The following is a 21,253-nucleotide window of genomic DNA, read 5'->3' as shown; positions in this document are numbered from 1 at the left end:
TGCTTAACATTTCATAATAAATAATAGATAAATAAGGTAAAAATTTCTTATACAAAAGGAAATGACGTGAGCCAGATCTCACGTCATTCCTTCTTCTGATCCATTATATTTTATTATCTCGTAAATGCAGCTGGTACACCGCCATCAACAGTTAACATACAACCTGTTGTTTTCTCAGATTTCGAGGAAGCAAAGAATGCTATTGATTCAGCAATATCAGATGGGTAGATATTCACTAGTAATGTTGTACGCTTACGGTAGTGTTCCTCTAATTGATCGGGATGGATTTCGTACGCTGCCGCACGTTCTTCACGCCAGTTTGACCCCCATATCGCAGAACCTTGAAGAACTGCATCTGGAAGAACAGAATTTACACGAATTCCATATTCGCCGCCTTCTGCTGCAATACATCTTGCCAAGTGTGTTTCCATTGCTTTCACAGAGCTATATGCTGCAGCATTTTTACCAGCGTAAACTGAATTTTTGGAACCGATAAAGACCATGTTACCGCCGATGCCTTGTCCCTTCATTTGCTTAAACGCTTCGCGGGCTACCAAGAAATAACCTGTCCCTAATACATTCATGTTCAAGTTCCACTCTTTAAGAGAAGTCTCATCAAATGGACTGGAGGTAGCAAGTCCTGCATTATTAACGATAATGTCAACTCCGCCATAGGTGAGTGCAGTAAGGTCGAATGCTGCTTGAACTTGCTCTTCGCTAGTAACGTCCATTTTCACCGCCAGAGCACGGTTTGCACCGTATTGTTCGTTAATTTCAGCCGCTACTTTTTCTGCGCCTTCAAGATTTAAATCAGCCAGCACAACATGCGCTCCTTCAGAAACAAGTCGACGAGCTGTTGCACTGCCAATACCGCCTGCACCTCCAGTAATAAAAGCTACTTTTCTTGAGAATTCAGCTTCAGATGGAGCAAGAGTCAATTTATATAATTCTAATGGCCAGTATTCCACGTTGTAAGATTCGTTTTCACTTAAAGAAACAAAGTTTCCTAGTGTTGTAGATCCTTTCATTACCGCGATCGCACGGTGGTATAGGGCACCACTAACTCTAGAGTTATTTAGATCCTTACCTGTATTCACCATACCTAATCCAGGAATTAAAATAACACGTGGAGCTGGTTCGAACATTTTGTCGCCTTCATTTTTGTTGCGTTCAAAGTATGATTTGTAGGCTTCTTTGAAGCTCGCAATGCCTTCTTTCACACTAGTAATTAAGCTTTCCACATCTTTCGTTTGCGGATCCCAATTGATATAAAGCGGGACCATTTTTGTATGAACTAAGTGGTCTGGACATGCTGCTCCAATTTGTGATAGCTCAGGTGCTTGATGGCTGTTGACAAATGTGAGAACATCTTCACCACGGTCATAGGTTAAAAGCATTTTCTTCTCTTCACTTACAGCACCACGGATGATTGGCATTACTTTTGCTAGAATGCTAGCGGCCTCTTCGTCAGATAAAGAAACGTATTTTTGACCGCCGAATACTGTTTCCTCATCTACTCGCTCATTAATATACTGTTCTGCTTCATTGATAATTTGGATTGTTTTTGCATAAGATTCCGCTGACGTTTCTCCCCAAGTCACTAGGCCGTGTTTTTCCATTAATACTAATTCGGCATTTGGATTGTTTCTTACACCTTCTGCAATCATTTTTGAAAGGGTAAAGCCAGGACGAACATATGGTACCCAAACAAAACGATTTCCAAAAATCTCTTCAGCAAGCTGCTTACCATTATCGGCACAGCAAAGGCTAATAATCGCGTCTGGATGGGTATGGTCAACGTGTTTAAATGGTAAGAATGCATGCAATAACGTCTCAATGGAGGCACGAGGATGTTTGCTGTCAATCATGCAATGTGAAAGGTAGGCAACCATATCTTCATCTGACATTTCATCACGTTCAAATAATGGATTGATATCCTCTAAGTTTAACCCTGTAAAGTTATGCGCCTTCATCGTTGCTAAGTCAGAGCCGCTTCCCTTTACCCACATAACCTCGATATCACGTCCACGGAAATCCTTTTCCGTAGTTTTCATAGAAGTGTTGCCGCCACCCCAGTTACATACGGCACGATCTGATCCAATCAAATTGGAACGATATACTAATTCTTCTACCCCTTTGGATACTTGTGCAGCTTTTTCACTATCCCAATAATTCTTAACCATCCGAATTCCCCCGTTTATATGTTTGTTAACTTCTGTAACTCATTATATTATACTTTTGTTTATTTTTGAATACCTAAGTTAATATTTGTTTATATTTGTTTTTAGATTTGGTTGTTTTTGATTAAATAATAAAATCCACCCCATATTGAGGTGGATTGTCTACCTTTATAGATCATTGATAACGATATAGGAAGCTTTAACAGGTCCGTGGACACCAACAACCAAGTTTAACTCAATATCTGCGGAATTACTTGGCCCTGTTATGAAATTAATACATGATGCTATATGTCCCGTTTTCTGGTGAATCTCCCGCATTTTTTTGGCAGCTTGAGTCATTCTTGGTACTATGGTACTTTTAGGGATTAGTGCGATATAAGATGCAGGTAGAAAGCTCACGGTTCTCCCTTTATTTTCATTACTGAATAATACTACAGTTCCTGATTCCGCCAATGTGATTTCACTAATCGTAATGCCTATGTTTGCTTTTTCGGCTTTTGAAATGTTTTCTGCGCCCTTTGTATGATCCCATTCATAAACTTCAATTTGTTGACTTTGCCAATCTGATTTCATTATGGAATCTAGACCCCATTTTGAAAAACGATCATCCTTCCAGGTAACTATTGGACCCCCGCCATAATTGGCTACAACCTCATTTAGGGTTGCTGGAAGTCCTTTTAGGTCCGTTGTAAAAATGGTTGTATGGATTTTTTTACACTGCTCTGTTAAAACTTCTAATAACTCATCCTGTGTTGCACCTTTTAATACCTCTTCCTGGGGTCTAAACTTCCAGTTTGGCACCTCTACCGCTTTAGAATTACGAGGTCGCCCCAGTTGGCTGGCAACTTTATTTAGAAATGAATCACGATTTTGGATTGTACCCGTCATCATTTATTCCCCCCTTTTTCTCGGCTTTTAAACCAATCTCTGAATCTTTCTTTGTTTGGTGCTGGAAACTCTCTGATTTCGGTCCAGGCTTTTAATGGCCCTGGTCCCTTTGAAATTTTGTCCCCGGTTGTAAATGGATTCATCGCGGTTGGAGCCAGTTTTGAGCCAATTTTATAAAGGGCAGGTGAAGCCGCTCCTAACCCAAAAGCTTTCATTGCCAGCTTCTCCGAAATAGGTGCCTTTCCTTCCTTCTCTACAATCACTTCTCGATGCTTATGGAGGAGGTTATGCAGCGGTATTTTCACAGGACATACTTCCGTACATGCCCCACAAAGCGTTGATGCATATGGAAGTTCTTTATATTCATCATATCCGCCAAGTAATGGTGAAAGGACGGCTCCTATTGGTCCTGAATAGATTGAACCGTAAGAATGTCCGCCAACATGGCGATAGACTGGACATACATTCACACACGCCGCACAGCGAATACATTGCAGTACTGATTGAAACTCTCCACCGAGAATTTTCGAGCGTCCATTATCAACAATCACAAGGTGGAATTCCTCTGGACCATCAACATCAAATTCCTCTTTTGGTCCTGTAAGGACGGTAATGTAGCTTGTTAGTTTCTGCCCAACTGCACTTCTTGTTAACAGTGATACTAGGATTTCCATTTCTTCAAAGGTAGGGACGATCCGTTCCATCCCCATTACCGTTATCTGTGTTTTTGGCAATGCAGTTACTAAATCTGCATTTCCTTCATTGGTTACTAAACTAAACGAACCAGTTTCTGCCACGGCAAAGTTACAACCTGTTATCCCAATGTCAGCTGACAGGTATTCCTGTCGAAGCATTTCCCGTGCATGCCAGGCCAATTCTTCTGGCTTTGAGGTTTTTGTGTAACCTAATTTTTCTGTGAACACATCGCGGATTTGTTCTTTATTCTTATGCAAAGCAGGGACGACGATATGTGACGGCGGATCATGGTCATCCACTTGGAGTATGTATTCTCCAAGGTCCGTCTCAATCACTTCGCAGCCTTCTTGTTCTAGTGCTGCATTTAAGCTGATTTCTTCCGTGACCATTGATTTTGATTTAACAATCTTTTTTGCTTTTTTCTTAACAGCAATTCCACGAATGTAATCATTTGCTTCCTCTTTGGTTTGGGCGAAGTATACATGCCCTCCGCGTTTAGCGACATTTTCACTTAATTGTTCTAAATAATAATCTAAGTTTTCAAGAACATGCTGGCGTATTTCCTCGCCATGTGAACGCCACTCTTCCCAGTTCCCCAGTTCCTCCGCAGCAATGCGCCGTTTTACACCCATACCATCCTGGGCACCAGAAACAGCTCCACGCATAAAATCGTCATGAATTCCCTTGTCGACACGTTCCTTGAATTGTTCATTGCCTATTTTCATGGCCATCCGTTATTTCACCCATCCTTCATGTTGAAACTTTCGGTTATGGTTGTCCCTCTATAAGAGCTCTTTTTCCCAACTCTTATCGATTATTTAATACCTCAGCAATATGCATAACCTTTATCGGTTTACCTTTCCTATCAATCCGGCCGCCAATATTTATGAGGCAGCCAGCATCAGCCCCAATCAGGTAATCTGCATCTGTTTCTTCAACATGGCAAACTTTTTCATCAACCATTTGCTCGGAAATCTGAGACATTTTTACAGAAAATGTCCCGCCAAACCCGCAGCACTGCTCTTTACCAGGCAGGTCGGTAAATTTCAAGCCTTTTACATTTTTCAGAAGAGTTATAGGAGCTTCTTTTACACCCAGCAATCTCGTCATATGACAAGAGGTATGATAGGTCGCATGTCCCTCCAATTTAGCCCCGACATCTTCAACCTTCAAAACATCCACAATAAATTGGGTAAGCTCATACGTTTTCTCTGCTAATTTCTTAGCTTTTGGTTCCCAAACTGGATCCCCTTTAAATACATGGGGGTATTCATGAAACATATAGGCACATGAGCCAGACGGCGAGACCACATACTCAGCCTCTACAAAAGTATCAATCATCCTTTTCATTGCGTCTTTGGCGTCTTTCGTGTAGCCGCTATTATAAGCCGGCTGCCCGCAGCATACCTGTGATTCCGGGAAATCTATCTCACAGCCAAGCCGCTCTAATAATTCGACTGCAGCTTTTCCCACATTGCTTTGAAACATATCAACCAGGCATGTCGCAAATAAACTCACTTTCATCTTTTCCATCCCCTTGGGTAAATTGGTACTTATTTTTATTTGTTTTTGTTTTATTATAATATATGTTTGTTTGTTTTTGATAGTCTGAAAATAGTTTTCTTTAAAAAATATCATAAAAAAACGACGGAAAAACCGAAGGGACGGTTCTCCGGGCAACAAAGCCAGGAGAACCGCCCCTTCGGGGAACTTCTCTGATATTTAATTTTTCTTTCCAGCCCCAAATGATAGACTATCAATTCTTAGGTCTGGTTCATGGAAGACTACATAAATGGTACTTTGTCCTTTTGGTGCATTTTTACCTAAATCTACTGTTACTTCCTTATATCCTAGCTCGTTTACAGTGACACCTGCATTTTCAATGTCATATGTCTTCTTCTCTGTCTTTGGTACATCGATTTCTGCAAATGGTTTACTATCTACGGAACCTGCATGAAGTGTGATTTTACCGCCAGTGGTATCCGCTGCAACGGATGCCGTTACTTTTGTAGAGCCTGTTAATACTACCTTTGGCAGTGCTGCCCAAGATCCGTTTTCTTTCGAACGGACAGCATAATACCCGCCTACTACTTTCTCCGCTTTTAAACTTTCAGCTGTTCTTCCCTTAGATACTTCATGATAAACAACTTCATTTGAGGCAAAAGCATGGTCGAACACATTAAACGGCTTATTGGTTGGAAGCGCCGCAACTGAGTCGCCAGATACTGCGATGTTCTTCTCTTGTTTGATATCTTGTGACGAGGCACCGACCATAAGCGTATATGTTCCGTCTTCAACAATGAAATCACCTTTATTGACATCCCAGATGGCTGCATCTTTCGGATCAACTGTAAGTGTTACTGTTTTTGTTTCACCTGCAGCAAGTGATACTTTTTCGAAAGCGACGAGCTGCTTTTGTGGTGCATACTCCCCATAAGTTGATTTGTTGTTTTTCACATATAGTTGAACAACTTCAGAAGTATCGACACTTCCGTTATTTTTGACCTTTAGTGAAACCTCGAAAGCAGATTTTCCACTCGCACTTTTTGGTGCTTTAAAATCACTGTATTCAAAGCTGCTGTAAGAAAGGCCGTAACCAAATGGATAGGTAACCTTTTTATCTGTATACATGTAAGTCAACTTTGATTGTATTGGGTCAGCATTTGTCATATCAACCGTAAAACGAGGGTCAACATCTTTCAATGTTAAGCTATTCCCTTCAGGAATTACATATTTATTAATTTCAGGGAATGCGGACATATCTGCATACCAAGTTGAAGATAAACGGCCTGTTGGGGCATAATCGCCATATAGGACTTGCGCCAAGGCTTCAGCATCATATTGACCGCCATATGGCTGGTAGACAATTGCTGATACATTTGGATTGTTTTGAATACGCTCCATACCAACAGGGAAACTTGTTCTAACGACAACAACCGTCTTTTTCCCTTTTTTAGCAAAGGCATCTGACACTTTTTCAACCAATTCGTAATCCGCTTCACCCATATTCAAGTCAGAACGGTCATTTCCTTCTCCTGCGCTATGACGAGGAATTGCTCCTGCGAAAACAACTGCATAGTCATCAGTCTCTGCTCGCTTAACCGCTTGGGCGCCAACTTCTTTTACTACCGTTTGTTCAAATTTTACATCATCGCTTCGGTTAGCTGCATTTTCTGTATTCCCAAGTGTAGTTGCAGAACTCATTAATTTTCCGTCTGGACTTGTTGTAATAAATCGTCCATTTGCATAGTACCAATTTGTGAAATCTCCAGAGAATCCGGTACGGAAGCCGCTAGAGATTAGAGAAACGGATTGATCTTCATTGTTCTCTATGCGAATGGTTGGCGGTATTGCACTTGTTTGCCCAGCCATTTGCGGCAGGTCCCAATCATTATTTGTTAAGTTTAATGAAGTAGGATTTGTATTTTCAACTGCAGCATTCGCTTGCGTAGGAGATGTCATCCATTTTGAGTTCTTTACTGAGCGAAGGCTGTACCCCTCTTGCCCCCAATTGTATACTTCGAACAAGTGCGCAGGGTTATTTACATTCAAAGGTTCGGATGTTGTAACTAGCTGAGAACCTTTTGTCACATCCGCAGCATTCTCGTCAGCGGTGACAGTTTGGCCGTTTAATTTCGATTTAAAAGCAACAACTTTAACCGCTGGGTCATAGGATACATTGCTTGCTCCATTGGCTTTAATAATCGCTGATAATGGTGAGATACCAGAGTTTTCAATATTTGGAGTTGTTCCTACAGAGTAAGTTGTTTTAAATCTTGAATCTGCATGTACTCCTGAAACTGCAGCTTTTTTATTTTTCTCAAGAGGCAGAGTCCCGTCATTTTTTAACAATACGATACTCTCTTCTGCAGCCTGTAACGCTACTTCCTGATGTTCGGCGTCATTATATGTGGCTGGTTCCGTTCTCACGTCTTTAGCTTCTTGTGCAAATGGATAATTCTTTGGAATTCCATTTTCGTCCACTTCGTTAAAGATTCCAACACGAACCATTTGGTTAACATGCGGCCGTGCAGCATCAATTAGGTCTTCCTTTGTAAGACCGTATTTTTCTTGTTCAACCGCATCCACTATTGCAGCGACATCCGCTAAAGCATTCGCTGGATTTGGTCCAGGACGTCCAGCATTTGCATCTGCTAATATCATTAAAATTGTGGCATTCGTTCTATCTGTTGCATATGTCGCATCATACCCATTTCCTTGTGATTGGAAAACTAGCTGGTCCCCATTAAAGTCTGGAGAGCTATAAACTCCATACTTGGAATGATTATTAGCATGAATTTGGTATGGTGAAAGAATGTTTGGAATACCATTTGTCCGGCCGAATGACGTCATTACCCCTGCCACGGAACCGGAGCTAAGCGCTTTCAAAGGGCTTTTCGTTTGGTATTCAAAAATCGATCTCGCCCCTGCACTGTTATTCGCGGATTGACGGAACCACTGAGCATTATAAATCGAGAAATGCTTGGTCCCTACAGCCGCCCGCATCCAGAATCCATCCTTACTCTTTTCTTGATCAGTACCGCTTAATCCGGCTGCCATCCCATCAATCATCTCTGCAGCCATGTAGGCATCCTCCGAGAAGCCTTCATCAAATCTTCCGCTCAGTGGATTAATTCGCATGTCACTCACAACCGTGAACGCCACAGTTGGAGAAGCATTTGAACCGCCGTGAATGTTGGACTCCCCTTGCTTTACTTTTAAGGTACTGATTTTTTCGCTTCCCATTACTTTTCCGATATCTGATAGCAATTCTTTGTTCCAGGTTTGTCCCATTCCGACTAACGCAGGGAAATCTGTAGAAATCCCCTGTACATTGTCTGCTGCTGAAAGTGCACCTGGTATTATTTTCCCTGCATTTGGACCACCCTGCAGTGTGTAGTGATTTCTTGAACCGGTTGCATACACAGCAGGCCCCTCTAAGCCCGTATAGTCAAAATAAGCATCCACGTATTCATCAAGATGTTCAGGTACTCCATCAAACAATGGCATTCCGTCAAATACTCCGCCGACCTGTCTTTTAAATTCGAGGTTATCTTGTGCTTTTTTAGCTGGTGCACTGAAACCAGCCAAACCGGCAGTAAGCGTCGTAACTAGAGCAACATATAAGACTTTTTTTCCCATCAGCTTCAGGCGGGATGTTTTCATTGCTTCCACTTCCTTTTCTCTTAAAATATTAAAACGCTTTCAAATTAATTCTAGTGAACCATGCACCCCCTATTTGTATTCCACTCTCCTTTTATATAAGAGTTATTACCTTTAGTTTAATGGGTTTTACAAGATTTCATAATTGTCTTATTTATCAGAAAAATGTCTGTTTTTTTCAGCTCGATGTTTATTTACACTAAATCAATTGAAAAGGGTATTTCAATTGGAATACCCTCAGCTTGTCGAGAAAGGGCATTTCTCGGCATTTTTTCTCTGAGTCTAACCTTCCGATTTTTTCGCTACGTATTGTACATGCCATTTGAGGACAAATCGTAAGCGCTGGCAGTAGGATTTGTCCTTCATCTAGGGTCTTGAGGACAAATCGTTTGTCTGGCCAGTAGGATTTGTCCTTCATCCGGGGTCTTGAAGACAAATCGTGTGTCTGGCCAGTAGGATTTGTCCTTCATCCGGGGTCTTGAGGACAAATCGTTTGTCTGGCCAGTAGGATTTGTCCTTCACCCGGGGTCTTGAGGACAAATCGTTTGTCCTGGCAGTAGGATTTGTCCTTCATCCGGGGTCTTGAGGACAAATCGTTTGTCTGTCCAGTTGGATTTGTCCTTCATCCAGGGTCTTGAGGACAAATCGTTTGTCCTGGCAGTAGGATTTGTCCTTCATCCGGGGTCTTGAGGACAAATCGTTTGTCCTGCCAATAGGATTTGTCCTTCATCCGGGGTCTTAAGGACAAATCGTAAGCGCTGGCAGTAGGATTTGTCCTTCACCCGGGGTCTTGAGGATTGTACAACAATAATATTAGAAATACGTGGTCCAATGTTAAAGTTATTAAAAAGGCTGTCGAGATTTTCTCGACAGCCTGAGGGTATTCCAATTGGAATACCATGTTAATCATTTTCTACTTTTTTATATTGACCTGGAGAAACGCCAACATATTTTTTAAAGATGTCTGAAAAATGGCGGTACGTATGGTACCCTACCTTTTCGCTTACATTCATTACTTTTTGACCTTGTTGAAGCATGAGCTTAGCTTTTTCCATTCGCAGCTCAGTTAAGTATTTTATATAGGTTTTCCCCATTTGGTCTTTAAATAAAATACTAAAATAATTTGGGTTTAATCCTGTATAATCTGCGACTTCTTGGAGCGATATTTCTTTATTATAATTTTCATAAATATACCTGCAAGCCTTCTCAACGGCCTCGTGTTTATGAGTTAATAGAAACGAAGAATGTATCTTTTCCTTTAACCTTTTCTTCTTAACTTTTTCAATTGTTTCCTCGATCATTTGAACTGTAATAGGTTTTACAAGGTAATCTGCAACCCCTATTTTCAATGCCTGTTTAACATATTCAAATTCTCTGTGCCCGCTCATAACTATACAAATGGTATCAGGAGCAGTATCCATGACCTCTTCAATTAGTTTCAACCCATTAATCCCAGGCATGCGAATATCAGTAAAAATAATATCTGGTTTCATAGAATAGAATAATGATAGTCCACTTATCCCATCATTTGCCGTTCCAACTAAATCAATTCCATTTTCGGACCAGTTAATGACTCTTTTTAACCCCTCAATGACAATAAATTCATCATCAAAAATAACGGCCTTCAACATCTATTTCACCCCCATACTACTTGGTCTGTCATAAATATAGAAGAATAATATTATAAGTAACAAAAATGGGAGGTTGTTTCTATACTATTACCTCAAACTATATTGAGCTGAGGCAGCCTGATTTAGTTCACTGATTAAATCTAGTAGTTTTTCTTGTGGAATTTTGGCTCTTTTATGAGCAGTTAATTCATTTAATGTTTTCATTTTTAAATTTGCGGTTGGGTTTGGCTTTGTAATTCCTGGTGCATAGTTTTCCAATATCTCCTTTGCACAATCATCATTCAGCAGGTCGATCAGTCTTGTTTCAACCGTATAAACTCTGCCAAGTCCTCTAACATTAGGATAATTAAAACGATATACACCGGAACCTGCTTCTAAGTGAACACCGTCTAAAGCCTGAGTTTTTGATAGAATACCCTTTGAAGCCGTTAGAGGTCCCCCGCCTTCCTGTATATCTATTAACTTTGCATGAGGCAGTATAATTTCGGCTGATGTATTGACAGGAATTTCAACCTCAATTTGCACTTCATGTTCGGTGATTGTCCATGCTGAAACTATTTTTCCATACATAGAATGATAAACAGCTTTAACATGCGTTAGTTCAGCTCCGCCCAGCCTAGGCTGAATACGAATTCGTTTATAGGCAGGTCTACTTTCATCCATATCAAGCCCTGCAACTACCCGATACATCCAATCACCAATGGCACCATATGCATAATGATTGAAAGAGTTCATGTCATCGCTCCAAAAGCTGCCGTCCGGTTTAATACTATCCCAGTGCTCCCAAATGGTGGTTGCTCCCTTGGAAATAGAGTACAGCCAGGAAGGATAGGTGTCTTGTAATAATAATTTAACGGCCGTTTCATGGTAACCATTATTAGATAAAGCAAAACACAGGTACGGAGTTCCAACAAATCCGGTTGTAAGGTGGTAATCATTCTCTAAGACCTGTTCATTTAATTCGTATGCAGCTCGTTCTCTCACCTTTCCATCCACCAAATCGAATACTAATGCTAATACATAAGCCGTTTGAGTTTGAGAGGTTAACCTTCCATTCGAAGTTATAAATTCCAGATTAAAATGGCGTATAATTCCACTTACTAGTTCACTATAATGGCGTACATCCTCTGCTTTCCCCAAAACTACTGCAGCATCCCGAACAAGTCTTGCTGAGTACGCATAGAAAGCAGTGGCAATCAAGTCTCTCGCTGTTGCGCCAATATAGCTGTTCTCTTTCGCATCTAATCCCAGCCAATCCCCCAGCTGAAAGCCAGTATTCCAAAGGTATTCGTTCTCTCCTTGCTGTCGGATAAATTCTACCCATTTTTTCATACTTTCATATTGTTCAGCCAGCAAGTGCTTATCACCGTTAACAAGATATACAGTCCATGGACATATGACTGCCGCATCTCCCCAAGCAGTAGATGAGGATTCACTATCCGGGAGAACATCCGGTATGACAAATGGAACACCGCCATCCTCAAATTGATCAGCCTTTAAATCTCTCAACCACTTTTTGAAAAATGGTCCTCCTTGATAATTAAACAATGCAGTCCTGATAAATACCTGTGCATCCCCAGTCCAGCCTAATCGTTCGTCACGCTGCGGGCAATCAGTAGGGACGTCGACAAAATTCCCCCTTTGTCCCCAAACAATATTATGTTGAAGCTGATTTACTTGCGGGTTCGAAGTTTCAAAAATACCCGTTTGTTCCATATCGCTATGAATAACCTCGCCCACAAAATTCACAACAGGCAGTGCCCCGTCGTGAAGAGGATAGCCTTCGACCTTTACATAGCGGAAGCCTTGAAAGGTGAACGCAGGTGCATATTCCTCCACACCCTCGCCTTTGGTAATATATTCAATTGTCTGGCTTGCACTTCGCAGGTTGCCAAAGTATATATTTCCTTCTTTATCAAGTACCTCAGCATGCTTCATTACAATATTTGTACCTGAGGGTGCCTGTACCTTGAATCGAATCCTGCCTACCATGTTTTGACCCATATCAATAACTATATCTCCATTAGGTGTTACAAAAGCAGTGATAGGTTGAAGAGTCTCCGTAACTCTGACAGGATTGTTTTCCTGTGCAATCAAATTGGTTAGCTGAGAATTAAGAACCACTACACTTTTCCAATTTGTTGCATTAAATCCAGAATTGCACCAGCCTATTTGTTCGAGACGAGCATCATACGTTTCTCCATGATAAATTTCTGAAAACAATATCGGACCTGTTGAAGCCTTCCAGGAATGATCCGTGACGATGACCTCTTCTGTTCCGTCCAGATAACGAACATTTAATTGAAGCAATATCCCACGTGTATCACCGTAAGTATTCCGTTTGCCTTCCCATGCAAGGTTGCCCTTATACCAGCCGTCGGCTAACATAACCCCGATTGCATTAGAACTGCTATTCAGCTGTTCTGTCACATCGTAGGTCTGATACTGTAATCTTTTATGGTAACTCGTCCATCCTGGTGTAAGTAAATCAACGCCAACTCGTTCCCCATTTAAATAAAGCTCGTAAAGCCCAGCACTTGTGGCATATATCCGCGCTGATTGAATTCCGGATTTTAATTTAAATTCCTTACGTAAAAGAAAAGCAGGTTCTGATTCCGGGGCAAGCTCCTCGGGATTTGGTGTTATCCAGCCTGACTTCCATTCACTAGCTTCGAAAAATGCTGTTTCCCACCATGAAACACTGCTCCAATCTGACTCCCTGCCAAAATTATCCCAAACCTTTACCCGGTAATAATATCTTGTACAGGAAGATAGCTCGGGACCTTCATATGGGATATGCAGCGATTGATCACACTTCGTATAGCCAGTGTCCCAAAGCGGCAGATCAAAATGATTCTTAGTAAGTGAAACTTGGTATTGATAGGCCAGCTGCATTGTTCCACGACGATCTGATTGTAATTGCCAGCTTATCCGCGGCTTACGAACGTCAATACCTAGGGGATTTTGTAAATATTCACAAGTAAGAGATGACACAGATAATTTATTCATATTGAATCACTCCTTTCATTTTATTGTTTTAACTAAATGATTGGCCCTAGAAAGAAAATGGTTTGCCATTCACTTGAATTTTTGTATTTTCTGATGCAGTAATTTCGAATTCAATTTCTTCAGGAATGGTAATTTGCAAATCGATATATTCTCCTAAGTCTTTACAATAAATATCAATCATGCCTTGAGGAATTGGTACAGTGCCTTTTATCCACTTTAATCCATTTAAATTCGGTGATATGGATACTTTTTTGAACCCAGGTTCTAGCGGCTTTACCCCTAAATAAAGAATTCCAAAAACATAGGTTGGGGCTGCAGACCACGCATGACAATGACTACGGCTGAAGTCTCCCTCAATTAACTCCCAGCCTTCCCAACAGGTTGTAGCGTCATGCTCCAGCATAAAACCATAAATCTTAAGAATATTTTCTATCACCCTAGCATTTTCCCCTAACTGCATTAACGCTTGATAATAGAAAAATAGAACAAATGGACTTTTAATTTGAACAAATCTCTCAGGAGGATTTTTTATGTACTCCTCTATCAAATTCCTGCGTTGACCTATAGCGCAATCTGTTAAATAGATCATAAGGTTCGTTTGTATGCTGTAAATATTGGACTTATTCCCATCCTCATGAATACTATCGACATAAACTTTATTTTCCTCATCCCATAAGTAAGTGTTGATTGCTTGTTTTAATTTTTCTGCTAAAGTGAGAAAGTTTATTTGATCTTCATGTTCACCAATAATCGACGCTAAATAGGAAGTTTGTCGTAATGCTTCGACCAGAAGTGCATTTTGGTGAGTAACAATTTTATGATTTGTATCCATTGGAGCCCAATCTAACATGTTCCACGCCTCAATTTCTACTAATCCATCATCATTAATAAATTGCTGAAAACGTTGGACCGTCAGCTTAAGTTCCGGGTAAACCTCTTTAATAAAATCTAAGTCTCCAGCATAGCGATAATATTCGCGGCATGCCATCATCCACAGAATAGACCATGCGGTTAAAACATTCTGCCATCCGCTCGGTACATGTGATTCTGGTAAAGGAGAACGGTAAACAGATTTTGAGATTAGCTTTAAACAGCGCCTAATTAAATCATAGTTTCCAAATGTGTAGTAATTCATCAGGGATATATTATAGGAGTCACCCGTCCAAAGTGCCTGTTCATACGCTGGACAGTCAATGATGGTATCCTGGGCACACATGCGGACAGTGTGCTTAGAGATTTCCCATATTTGATTTAACTTATAATCAGAACTGTAAAATGCTCCAACATTTCCGGTAGGAAATGTAGTTAAATCCGCTCTAATCTTAAAGATTTTACATGGTGTGTTAAGATTTCGAATTGTTAACAACAAATAGCGGAACCCTCTAGGAATAAAAGACCGATACACCTGCCGTCCGTCAGTTGCAACATATCGTAAAGAATTGTTCAAGGAAAACGTATGCTCAATCCTTCCATCTTGATGGAGACTTTCAAAGAAAAAGAAGTCGAATATCGTCCCTTTCGCTGCTTCAATTTCAAACTCTACATTTCCTAAGTATTCCTTACCGAAGTCGATTAGATATTCTGTGTCCCCATTCTCCATTGGTTCTACAGAGGTAAAACTGTGATTAGGCAAAATCATATTCTGGTGTCTAAAATCGAGCGCATGTCTTTTAATGTCTTTTTTAAATATGGAAAGCAGGCTTACGTTTTCTGTAAATACATGCTCGTTCGGTATTACTTTAGTCCATTTTTCAAATGCTTCTAATTCCTTTAACGTTGTCACTTGCTGCATTTTTATATATTCTTCATGAACAGGGACTTGATATTGAGCAGGTCTGCCTATTTGCAGCCGGGTTTCTGAATAAAATGGTCCAATTGCCAAAAAACTCAAGTCATCTTGATAAAAAGGAGCTTTTAATTTGATTTTTTGAGAAAAATGAAATGCCAGATGAATGGTCGGTTCATGAAAAGATCCTCCAACATCTATTAGTAATAGGTTAGAACCTCCTCTCAGCTTCACTTTTTCATATTTTCCATTTTGAGTTTTATACGTTTCACCATTCAGTTTAAATTCCCATTTTGCTTCTGCATGTGCATCAATAGTCAGGGTCATAACTCCCTCAACCTCTTGCTCTGCTTGTATTTCAGTAACCACAATTCCTTGCATAATCTTCCCTGAGTTATTATCTGCTTCACCAGGAAAAAATGTTGGTTTTAAATCAATTGAATAATGTTGGGAAATGGGTTTAACTTCTTTTAAGCTTAAGACTCTTTTAGGATAAATGTCTTCATTGGTTAAATGAGGTATATCTCTTGGGATTAAAGTTTTCCAAGGATTGGTCCGATAGAAACCGATAGTCTTGGCATGGTCCCAAGTTGAATCGTCAAAATTTAATTGATTCCAATCAGTGTAAAACTGTCCAGCATCAAAGATTTCCGACCATGATAAACAATTTGACATTTTTACAGTTTCTTTTTTAAAACTATTGTGAATGGCTGTCTTCCAAGAATCATCAGTCAGTAATTGATCAACTGCTTGGCCATCTTGATAAAAATCAATTTGTGCGATTACTCCACCGCGCCCTTCAATATAATGCATGGTTCCCATCCCATAATGATTAACTAATACTGCGAGCACATTTTCCCCATTATTTAACCCGTTTAAATCGTATTGGTCATAATACCATTCATCTGTCCAGCCGCGAACTGGACCAGACCCTATTTGTTCACCGTTCAAATACACCGTATACTTTGTGTCTGCCGAAATAGAAAGTGTTGCAGACTCATATTCCGATGAACTGGTAAATATTTTTCTAAAACAGGACCATTGATTTCTTGGATGTTCACCACTTTTATCCCAAATCCACTTTGCCTGCCATTCCATAAAACTCCTCCCATATAAATACCCGATAACTTATGAATAATTGGAACTTTCGGGTCTTTTCTCTTTTCTAACTTTGAATGATATTCTACTTTACCGACCCAGCTGTCATACCCGCTACAATCTTCTTATTAAAAATAATAAATAGGATGAGAGGCGGAATTGAGATTAAGAGAACATTTGTAAATAACAGGTTCCACTTTGTAATGTACATGCTCATAAAATTATAGAGTGTTAACTGTAATGTTGCGTTTTCAGCACCTGGGAAGAAGTATAGTGGATTAACGAAATCATTATAGACACTCACCGCAGTTAGAACGATTACAGTTGCTGATACTGGTTTTAACAACGGTAAAATGATGTTAAAAAACAATCTAAATCTTCCACATCCATCCATTAATGCTGCTTCATCGAGTGACTTAGGGATTGTCACCATAAATCCTCGATACAATAAAATGGTAAACGGCAAATTCAATGCAACCTCTACAAGGACAATTCCAGGCATTGTTTTAAACAGTCCAATTTCCTGCAGAACCCAAATGGTTGGAACGACTGCAGGAGGGATAATCAGCCCAGCCAAGATTAGAAAATTAAAGAAGGGAGTTGCTTTCGTTACTTTACGTTGTAAGACATAACCAGCAGCGGCACCGAGAATGATTAATAAAACAATTGATATTCCGGTTATCATCACACTATTAAAAAATGCAGTGATAATCATGCCATCTCTCGCACTGATGACTTCTTTCACATTCTCTATAAAATGAAAGGAGCTTGGCCAATTCATATTTAATAAAGAAGATTCCTGTGTATTCTTAAATGCATTTATTATGACAAAGTAAAAAGGAATTCCAAAGATACCTAAGGTAGCCAACACTGAAAAAGTTTCAACAAATAGTTTCCATAGCTTTTTACTTGTCTTTACCCTGCTTTTTGGATTTATTAAAGGGGTTGAATTAGGGTTGCTTATCACTGCCTTACTCATTACAAATCCACCTCTTTTTTATTCAGATACGCATACAGAGGGAATGCTAAAACAGAAACGAGTATAAATAAAATTACGTTTCCAGCTGTTGAGAGACCGAAGAAACCAGCCTGATATTGCTTATATATAATTGATGCAATCAGGTCAGTACTAAAACCTGGACCGCCTTTTGTCATTGTCCAAATTAAATCAAAAGAACGTAATCCGCCTATGAAAGATAAAATAATGACAGTGTTCATCGCCGGCCGGCTAAGCGGTAAAATAATACTTTTGAATTTATGCCAAGCATTTCCGCCATCTATCATAAGAGCTTCATAATAATCCTCTGGAATCGACATAATACCAGCGATGAAAATGACCGTTGCCATCCCGATCCCCTTCCATACATCCACTAAGGCGACGGATAATAGAGCAATCTTGGTATCACCTAACCAATCTGGACCAACAATCCCAAGCCCGCTAAGCACAATATTAATGATCCCCTGTGAAGGATGCATCATCATGGTAAATGCAATTCCAACAGCTATGGTACTAAGTAAAGTTGGAAAAAACACCATTGAACGAATAAACCCGACTGTTTTCAGCTTTGAACTAAGAAAAACACCGAGGAGAAGACCAATAATGACCTTCAAACCGCTAGTCACAACTGCGTAAATTAATGTGTTTTTAAAACCGATATTTAGTGAAGGTTCTGTTAAGAATGTTACGAAGTTTTCAAAACCAATAAATTTCCAATCTGTTAATGTCCACCATGTCATACTGAAAAACAGGGACATAATCGTTGGCAACAAGAAAAAGATAAAATAAACAATTCCTGCTGGTAATAAGAAGTAATAGGTGTACGTTTTATTTTCTAACTTATTCATTTGCTGCTCCCTCCCTACAAGCGTTAGTAAAAGATTAGCCCTGCTAGAGTCTAGTCAGGGCCAATGTTTGAACGATTAAAATTTTCTACCAGCCTTCAAGACCTAATTGTTTTGCTTGTTTTTCAACATCTTTGTCGTATAATTCTGCACCCTCTTTTGCGGAACTAATGCCGCTTCCGACCTGTGTTGTAATTTGCTCTAAACTTGGACCTTTGACAGGGCTTAAGAATTCAAGAGCAGGAGCATTATTACCGGATTCAAAGTACTGAATCATATCCTTAACTGCTGGGTACACATCATCAGGAAGTTCTACACCTTTAATAGCAAATGGACCAGTTGGCGGGATTTTAGATGAATAAATTGTCACACCCTCTTGAGAAACATAAAACTCTAAAAATTTCTTAGCTGCATCAATATGCTCACTATTCTTGTTAATAAAGATTCCTGCTGGCATCCACACCGTTAGCCCATTGTTTTCTGCACTGTCACTTGGCTGACCGAAAATTCCGATATCTTGCATTTTGTCTGGGAAGGTTGTTGCAAGATTTGCCAAAGCGAACGTAATCATTGGATAGTGTGCTCCTTCACCATCTGCTAACATTTTCAAACCTGCATCATATCCAGTTGCTAGGAATTCTTTATTCATATAACCTTTTTTGAATACTTCCTCTAATTTTTCAAAACTGCGAAGAGCCGCTGGAGTAGTAGAGATCTTTGCTTTGTTCGCAGTAAAATCTTCTGCGAATGTCGGATTTTCTTCAAGGACATTGTAGTTATCTGCTAGTACGATTACTTGTGATGTCCAAGTATCTTTAAACGTTCCAATAACAGCTGTTTTACCAGCTTGTTTAATTTTTTCATTATTTGCCATTAACTCGTCCCATGTTTTTGGAACAGTAAGTCCAAGTTCTTCATATACCTTTTTGTTATATAACCAGCCTCCAGCATTCGTTGGAGTTCCTGGAATACCAAATACTTTTCCATTGGCAGAAACGGCATCCTTGTAGTCCTCCATGATGTTTTCCATGAAAGGTTCTTTACTAAGATCTACAAAGTTTTGTTCGGGATTAAGTGCCTGTAATTGTGATCCTGAGTTATTCCAGACTAAATCTGTCATATCCCCAGTTGCAAGCCGCGTTTTAATGATATTATCGCCTTCCGCACCGCCTGGACGAGTCTCAATTTCTACTTTAATATTATTCTTCTTTTCAAATTCATCAATAATGGCTTCGATCCCATCTAATTGTGTTTGGTTGTCAATTAAAAATGTAATTGTTTCTGTTTCTCCACTTTTGCTGCCGCCTGTACCAGTTTCTTCTTTGCTTGTACAACCTGCTAATACACCTGCCATTAATGCACTGCTAAGCAGCAATGATACAATCTTTTTTCTTTTGGCCATGTTTTTTCCCCCTCTTAAATGTCTGCTCCAAAACATTGTGTTCCTCTTGGTGATTAATTTAATTTTAAGCGCTTTCACATTAATTTTTAAGTGATGCTTTTTTTGGAATACGTCCGGTTTTTTTGGATATTAAAGATTTTGAGTATTATTTCAAAAAAAATAGTCCTCTTTCATGATTTAATGAAAGAAGACTATCTCTTTAAAAAACGTTTATCTTACTACCAACCTTTAAGGCCAAGTTGTTTTGCTTGTTTTTCAAGGTCTTGATCATATAATTGTGCACCTTGTTTTGCTGAGATGGTTCCACTGCCCACTTTTGCAGTGATTTGTGGTAAATTAGGTCCTTTTAAGGGACTAAGGTATTCTAGTGCAGGTGTGATTTTTCCGGATTCAAAATAAGTTAAAATATCCTCTACTGCTGGCATAACTTGATTGGGAACCTTTAATCCTTTTATTGCAAAAGGACCTATTGGGGATTTGCTCGCTTGATATGTTTTTACCCCCTCAGGTGAGATAAAATATTCTAACCATTTTTTTGCGGCATCTAAATTTTGAGTATTCTTATTTATATAAATGGCAGCTGGCATAAAGACCGTCAATCCATTACTATCGGGGTTATCCCCAGGCTGGGGGAAAAATCCAATATCATCTACTTGATCAGGATATTGTTTAGCTATAGCAATCAGTCCTATTGACATACTAGGATACTGAACACCCGAACCCTCTGCTAACATTTTTAGTCCATCATTTGTGCTTGTAGATTGAAAGTCGCTGTTTAAATAACCCTTTTGAAAAACTTCGGATAATTTTTCATAGCTCCTTAATGCAGCCGGAGTCGTGGCGATATTAACTTTATGAACTGTAAGATCTTCTGCAAAAGTTGGAGTTTCAGCCATGACATTGTGATTATCAGCTAGAACAATAAGTTGTGATGTCCAGTTCTCTTTATAGGTACCAATGACGGCTGTTTTACCTGCAGCCTTTATCTTCTCACTATTGTCCATCAATTCTTTCCATGTTTTAGGTATGGATAAGCCTAACTCTTTGTATACCTTTTTATTATACAGCCATCCCCCAGCTAAGGCATTGCCTCCTGGGACCCCAAATACCTTATCATTAACCGTAACCGACTTCTTAAAGGGTTCTAGGACATCCATCATAAATGGTTCATTTTTCAAATCAACAAAGTACTCCTCTGGGTTTAAGGCTTGCAATAAGGACCCTGAATTGTAAAAAACTAAATCAGTCATATCTCCAGTTGCCAATCGCGTTTTTATCATCTGATGCCCTTCAACACCAGTGGGACGTGTTTCAATTTCGGTTTTAATATGATACTTTTTTTCAATATTTGCGGCAACAGCTCTAATTCCGTCCTGTTCAATTTGACTATCAAATAGTATAGTTACGGTAACCTCTTTAGTGTCTGTATGATTAATAATTCTTCCAGCATTACTGCTGCAGCCTGTCATGATACTTATAAATAGTCCAATTTGAATGAACCCTGCTAGTATTTTTCTTTTCTTCAACATACCGATTCCCGCTTCTTTCTATCAATTTC

The 21,253-nt window shown here is 39.6% G+C and carries 12 protein-coding genes; all 12 read right to left on the bottom strand.

Features of this window, described 5'->3' with window-relative positions; genetic code table 11:
- Window positions 1-113 precede the first annotated feature (113 nt).
- On the bottom strand, window positions 114-2,183 hold the full coding sequence (locus SFC47_RS04040; protein WP_411252956.1) for a bifunctional aldolase/short-chain dehydrogenase: 2,070 nt from the start codon (window positions 2,181-2,183) through the stop codon (window positions 114-116).
- 165 nt (window positions 2,184-2,348) lie between these two features.
- A complete protein-coding gene (locus SFC47_RS04035; RefSeq protein WP_411253618.1) occupies window positions 2,349-3,068 on the bottom strand; it encodes a LutC/YkgG family protein in 720 nt (239 codons plus the stop codon).
- The gene (locus SFC47_RS04030; RefSeq protein WP_411252955.1) at window positions 3,068-4,495 is read right to left on the bottom strand and encodes a LutB/LldF family L-lactate oxidation iron-sulfur protein; all 1,428 of its coding nucleotides are present in this window, start codon (window positions 4,493-4,495) and stop codon (window positions 3,068-3,070) included. Before SFC47_RS04030 ends, SFC47_RS04035 begins: the two co-directional genes overlap by 1 nt.
- Window positions 4,496-4,571: 76 nt before the next feature.
- Complete coding sequence (locus tag SFC47_RS04025; RefSeq protein WP_411252954.1) at window positions 4,572-5,288, bottom strand: (Fe-S)-binding protein; 717 nt, start codon at window positions 5,286-5,288, stop codon at window positions 4,572-4,574.
- Window positions 5,289-5,486: 198 nt separating this feature from the next.
- The gene (locus tag SFC47_RS04020; protein WP_411252953.1) at window positions 5,487-8,930 is read right to left on the bottom strand and encodes a glycoside hydrolase family 3 C-terminal domain-containing protein; all 3,444 of its coding nucleotides are present in this window, start codon (window positions 8,928-8,930) and stop codon (window positions 5,487-5,489) included.
- An 899-nt stretch (window positions 8,931-9,829) separates the two neighbouring features.
- Window positions 9,830-10,558, bottom strand: a complete 729-nt coding sequence (locus SFC47_RS04015) for a response regulator transcription factor (RefSeq protein ID WP_411252952.1) — start codon at window positions 10,556-10,558, stop codon at window positions 9,830-9,832.
- A gap of 87 nt (window positions 10,559-10,645) precedes the next feature.
- Window positions 10,646-13,567: a family 78 glycoside hydrolase catalytic domain gene (locus tag SFC47_RS04010; RefSeq protein WP_411252951.1), complete on the bottom strand. Its 2,922-nt coding sequence runs from the start codon at window positions 13,565-13,567 to the stop codon at window positions 10,646-10,648.
- Window positions 13,568-13,613: 46 nt separating this feature from the next.
- Window positions 13,614-16,451, bottom strand: coding sequence for a family 78 glycoside hydrolase catalytic domain (locus SFC47_RS04005; RefSeq protein WP_411252950.1), 2,838 nt, complete (start codon window positions 16,449-16,451; stop codon window positions 13,614-13,616).
- An 85-nt stretch (window positions 16,452-16,536) separates the two neighbouring features.
- Window positions 16,537-17,430: a carbohydrate ABC transporter permease gene (locus SFC47_RS04000; protein WP_411252949.1), complete on the bottom strand. Its 894-nt coding sequence runs from the start codon at window positions 17,428-17,430 to the stop codon at window positions 16,537-16,539.
- Window positions 17,430-18,296, bottom strand: a complete 867-nt coding sequence (locus tag SFC47_RS03995; RefSeq protein ID WP_411252948.1) for a carbohydrate ABC transporter permease — start codon at window positions 18,294-18,296, stop codon at window positions 17,430-17,432. The genes SFC47_RS04000 and SFC47_RS03995 overlap by 1 nt, the downstream gene beginning before the upstream one ends.
- 85 nt (window positions 18,297-18,381) lie before the next feature.
- Window positions 18,382-19,695 (bottom strand): ABC transporter substrate-binding protein, encoded by a 1,314-nt coding sequence (locus SFC47_RS03990; RefSeq protein ID WP_411252947.1) that lies wholly within the window; start codon window positions 19,693-19,695, stop codon window positions 18,382-18,384.
- A 218-nt stretch (window positions 19,696-19,913) separates the two neighbouring features.
- Window positions 19,914-21,224: an ABC transporter substrate-binding protein gene (locus SFC47_RS03985; protein WP_411252946.1), complete on the bottom strand. Its 1,311-nt coding sequence runs from the start codon at window positions 21,222-21,224 to the stop codon at window positions 19,914-19,916.
- Between the last annotated feature and the right edge of the window lie 29 nt (window positions 21,225-21,253).

Origin of the sequence: Neobacillus niacini (assembly GCF_046591715.1) — a bacterium.
In the GTDB taxonomy this organism is placed as follows: domain Bacteria; phylum Bacillota; class Bacilli; order Bacillales; family Cytobacillaceae; genus Neobacillus; species Neobacillus niacini_L.
The sequence above is the reverse complement of the archived record's forward strand: the minus strand, read 5'-3'. Positions and strand labels throughout refer to the sequence as shown.

Coding starts and splice junctions, on each gene's coding strand:
- SFC47_RS04040 (WP_411252956.1), bottom strand. CDS start 2,183: ATGGTTAAGAATTATTGGGATAGTGAAAAAGCTGCACAAGTATCCAAA.
- SFC47_RS04035 (WP_411253618.1), bottom strand. CDS start 3,068: ATGACGGGTACAATCCAAAATCGTGATTCATTTCTAAATAAAGTTGCC.
- SFC47_RS04030 (WP_411252955.1), bottom strand. CDS start 4,495: ATGGCCATGAAAATAGGCAATGAACAATTCAAGGAACGTGTCGACAAG.
- SFC47_RS04025 (WP_411252954.1), bottom strand. CDS start 5,288: ATGAAAGTGAGTTTATTTGCGACATGCCTGGTTGATATGTTTCAAAGC.
- SFC47_RS04020 (WP_411252953.1), bottom strand. CDS start 8,930: ATGAAAACATCCCGCCTGAAGCTGATGGGAAAAAAAGTCTTATATGTT.
- SFC47_RS04015 (WP_411252952.1), bottom strand. CDS start 10,558: ATGTTGAAGGCCGTTATTTTTGATGATGAATTTATTGTCATTGAGGGG.
- SFC47_RS04010 (WP_411252951.1), bottom strand. CDS start 13,567: ATGAATAAATTATCTGTGTCATCTCTTACTTGTGAATATTTACAAAAT.
- SFC47_RS04005 (WP_411252950.1), bottom strand. CDS start 16,451: ATGGAATGGCAGGCAAAGTGGATTTGGGATAAAAGTGGTGAACATCCA.
- SFC47_RS04000 (WP_411252949.1), bottom strand. CDS start 17,430: ATGAGTAAGGCAGTGATAAGCAACCCTAATTCAACCCCTTTAATAAAT.
- SFC47_RS03995 (WP_411252948.1), bottom strand. CDS start 18,296: ATGAATAAGTTAGAAAATAAAACGTACACCTATTACTTCTTATTACCA.
- SFC47_RS03990 (WP_411252947.1), bottom strand. CDS start 19,695: ATGGCCAAAAGAAAAAAGATTGTATCATTGCTGCTTAGCAGTGCATTA.
- SFC47_RS03985 (WP_411252946.1), bottom strand. CDS start 21,224: ATGTTGAAGAAAAGAAAAATACTAGCAGGGTTCATTCAAATTGGACTA.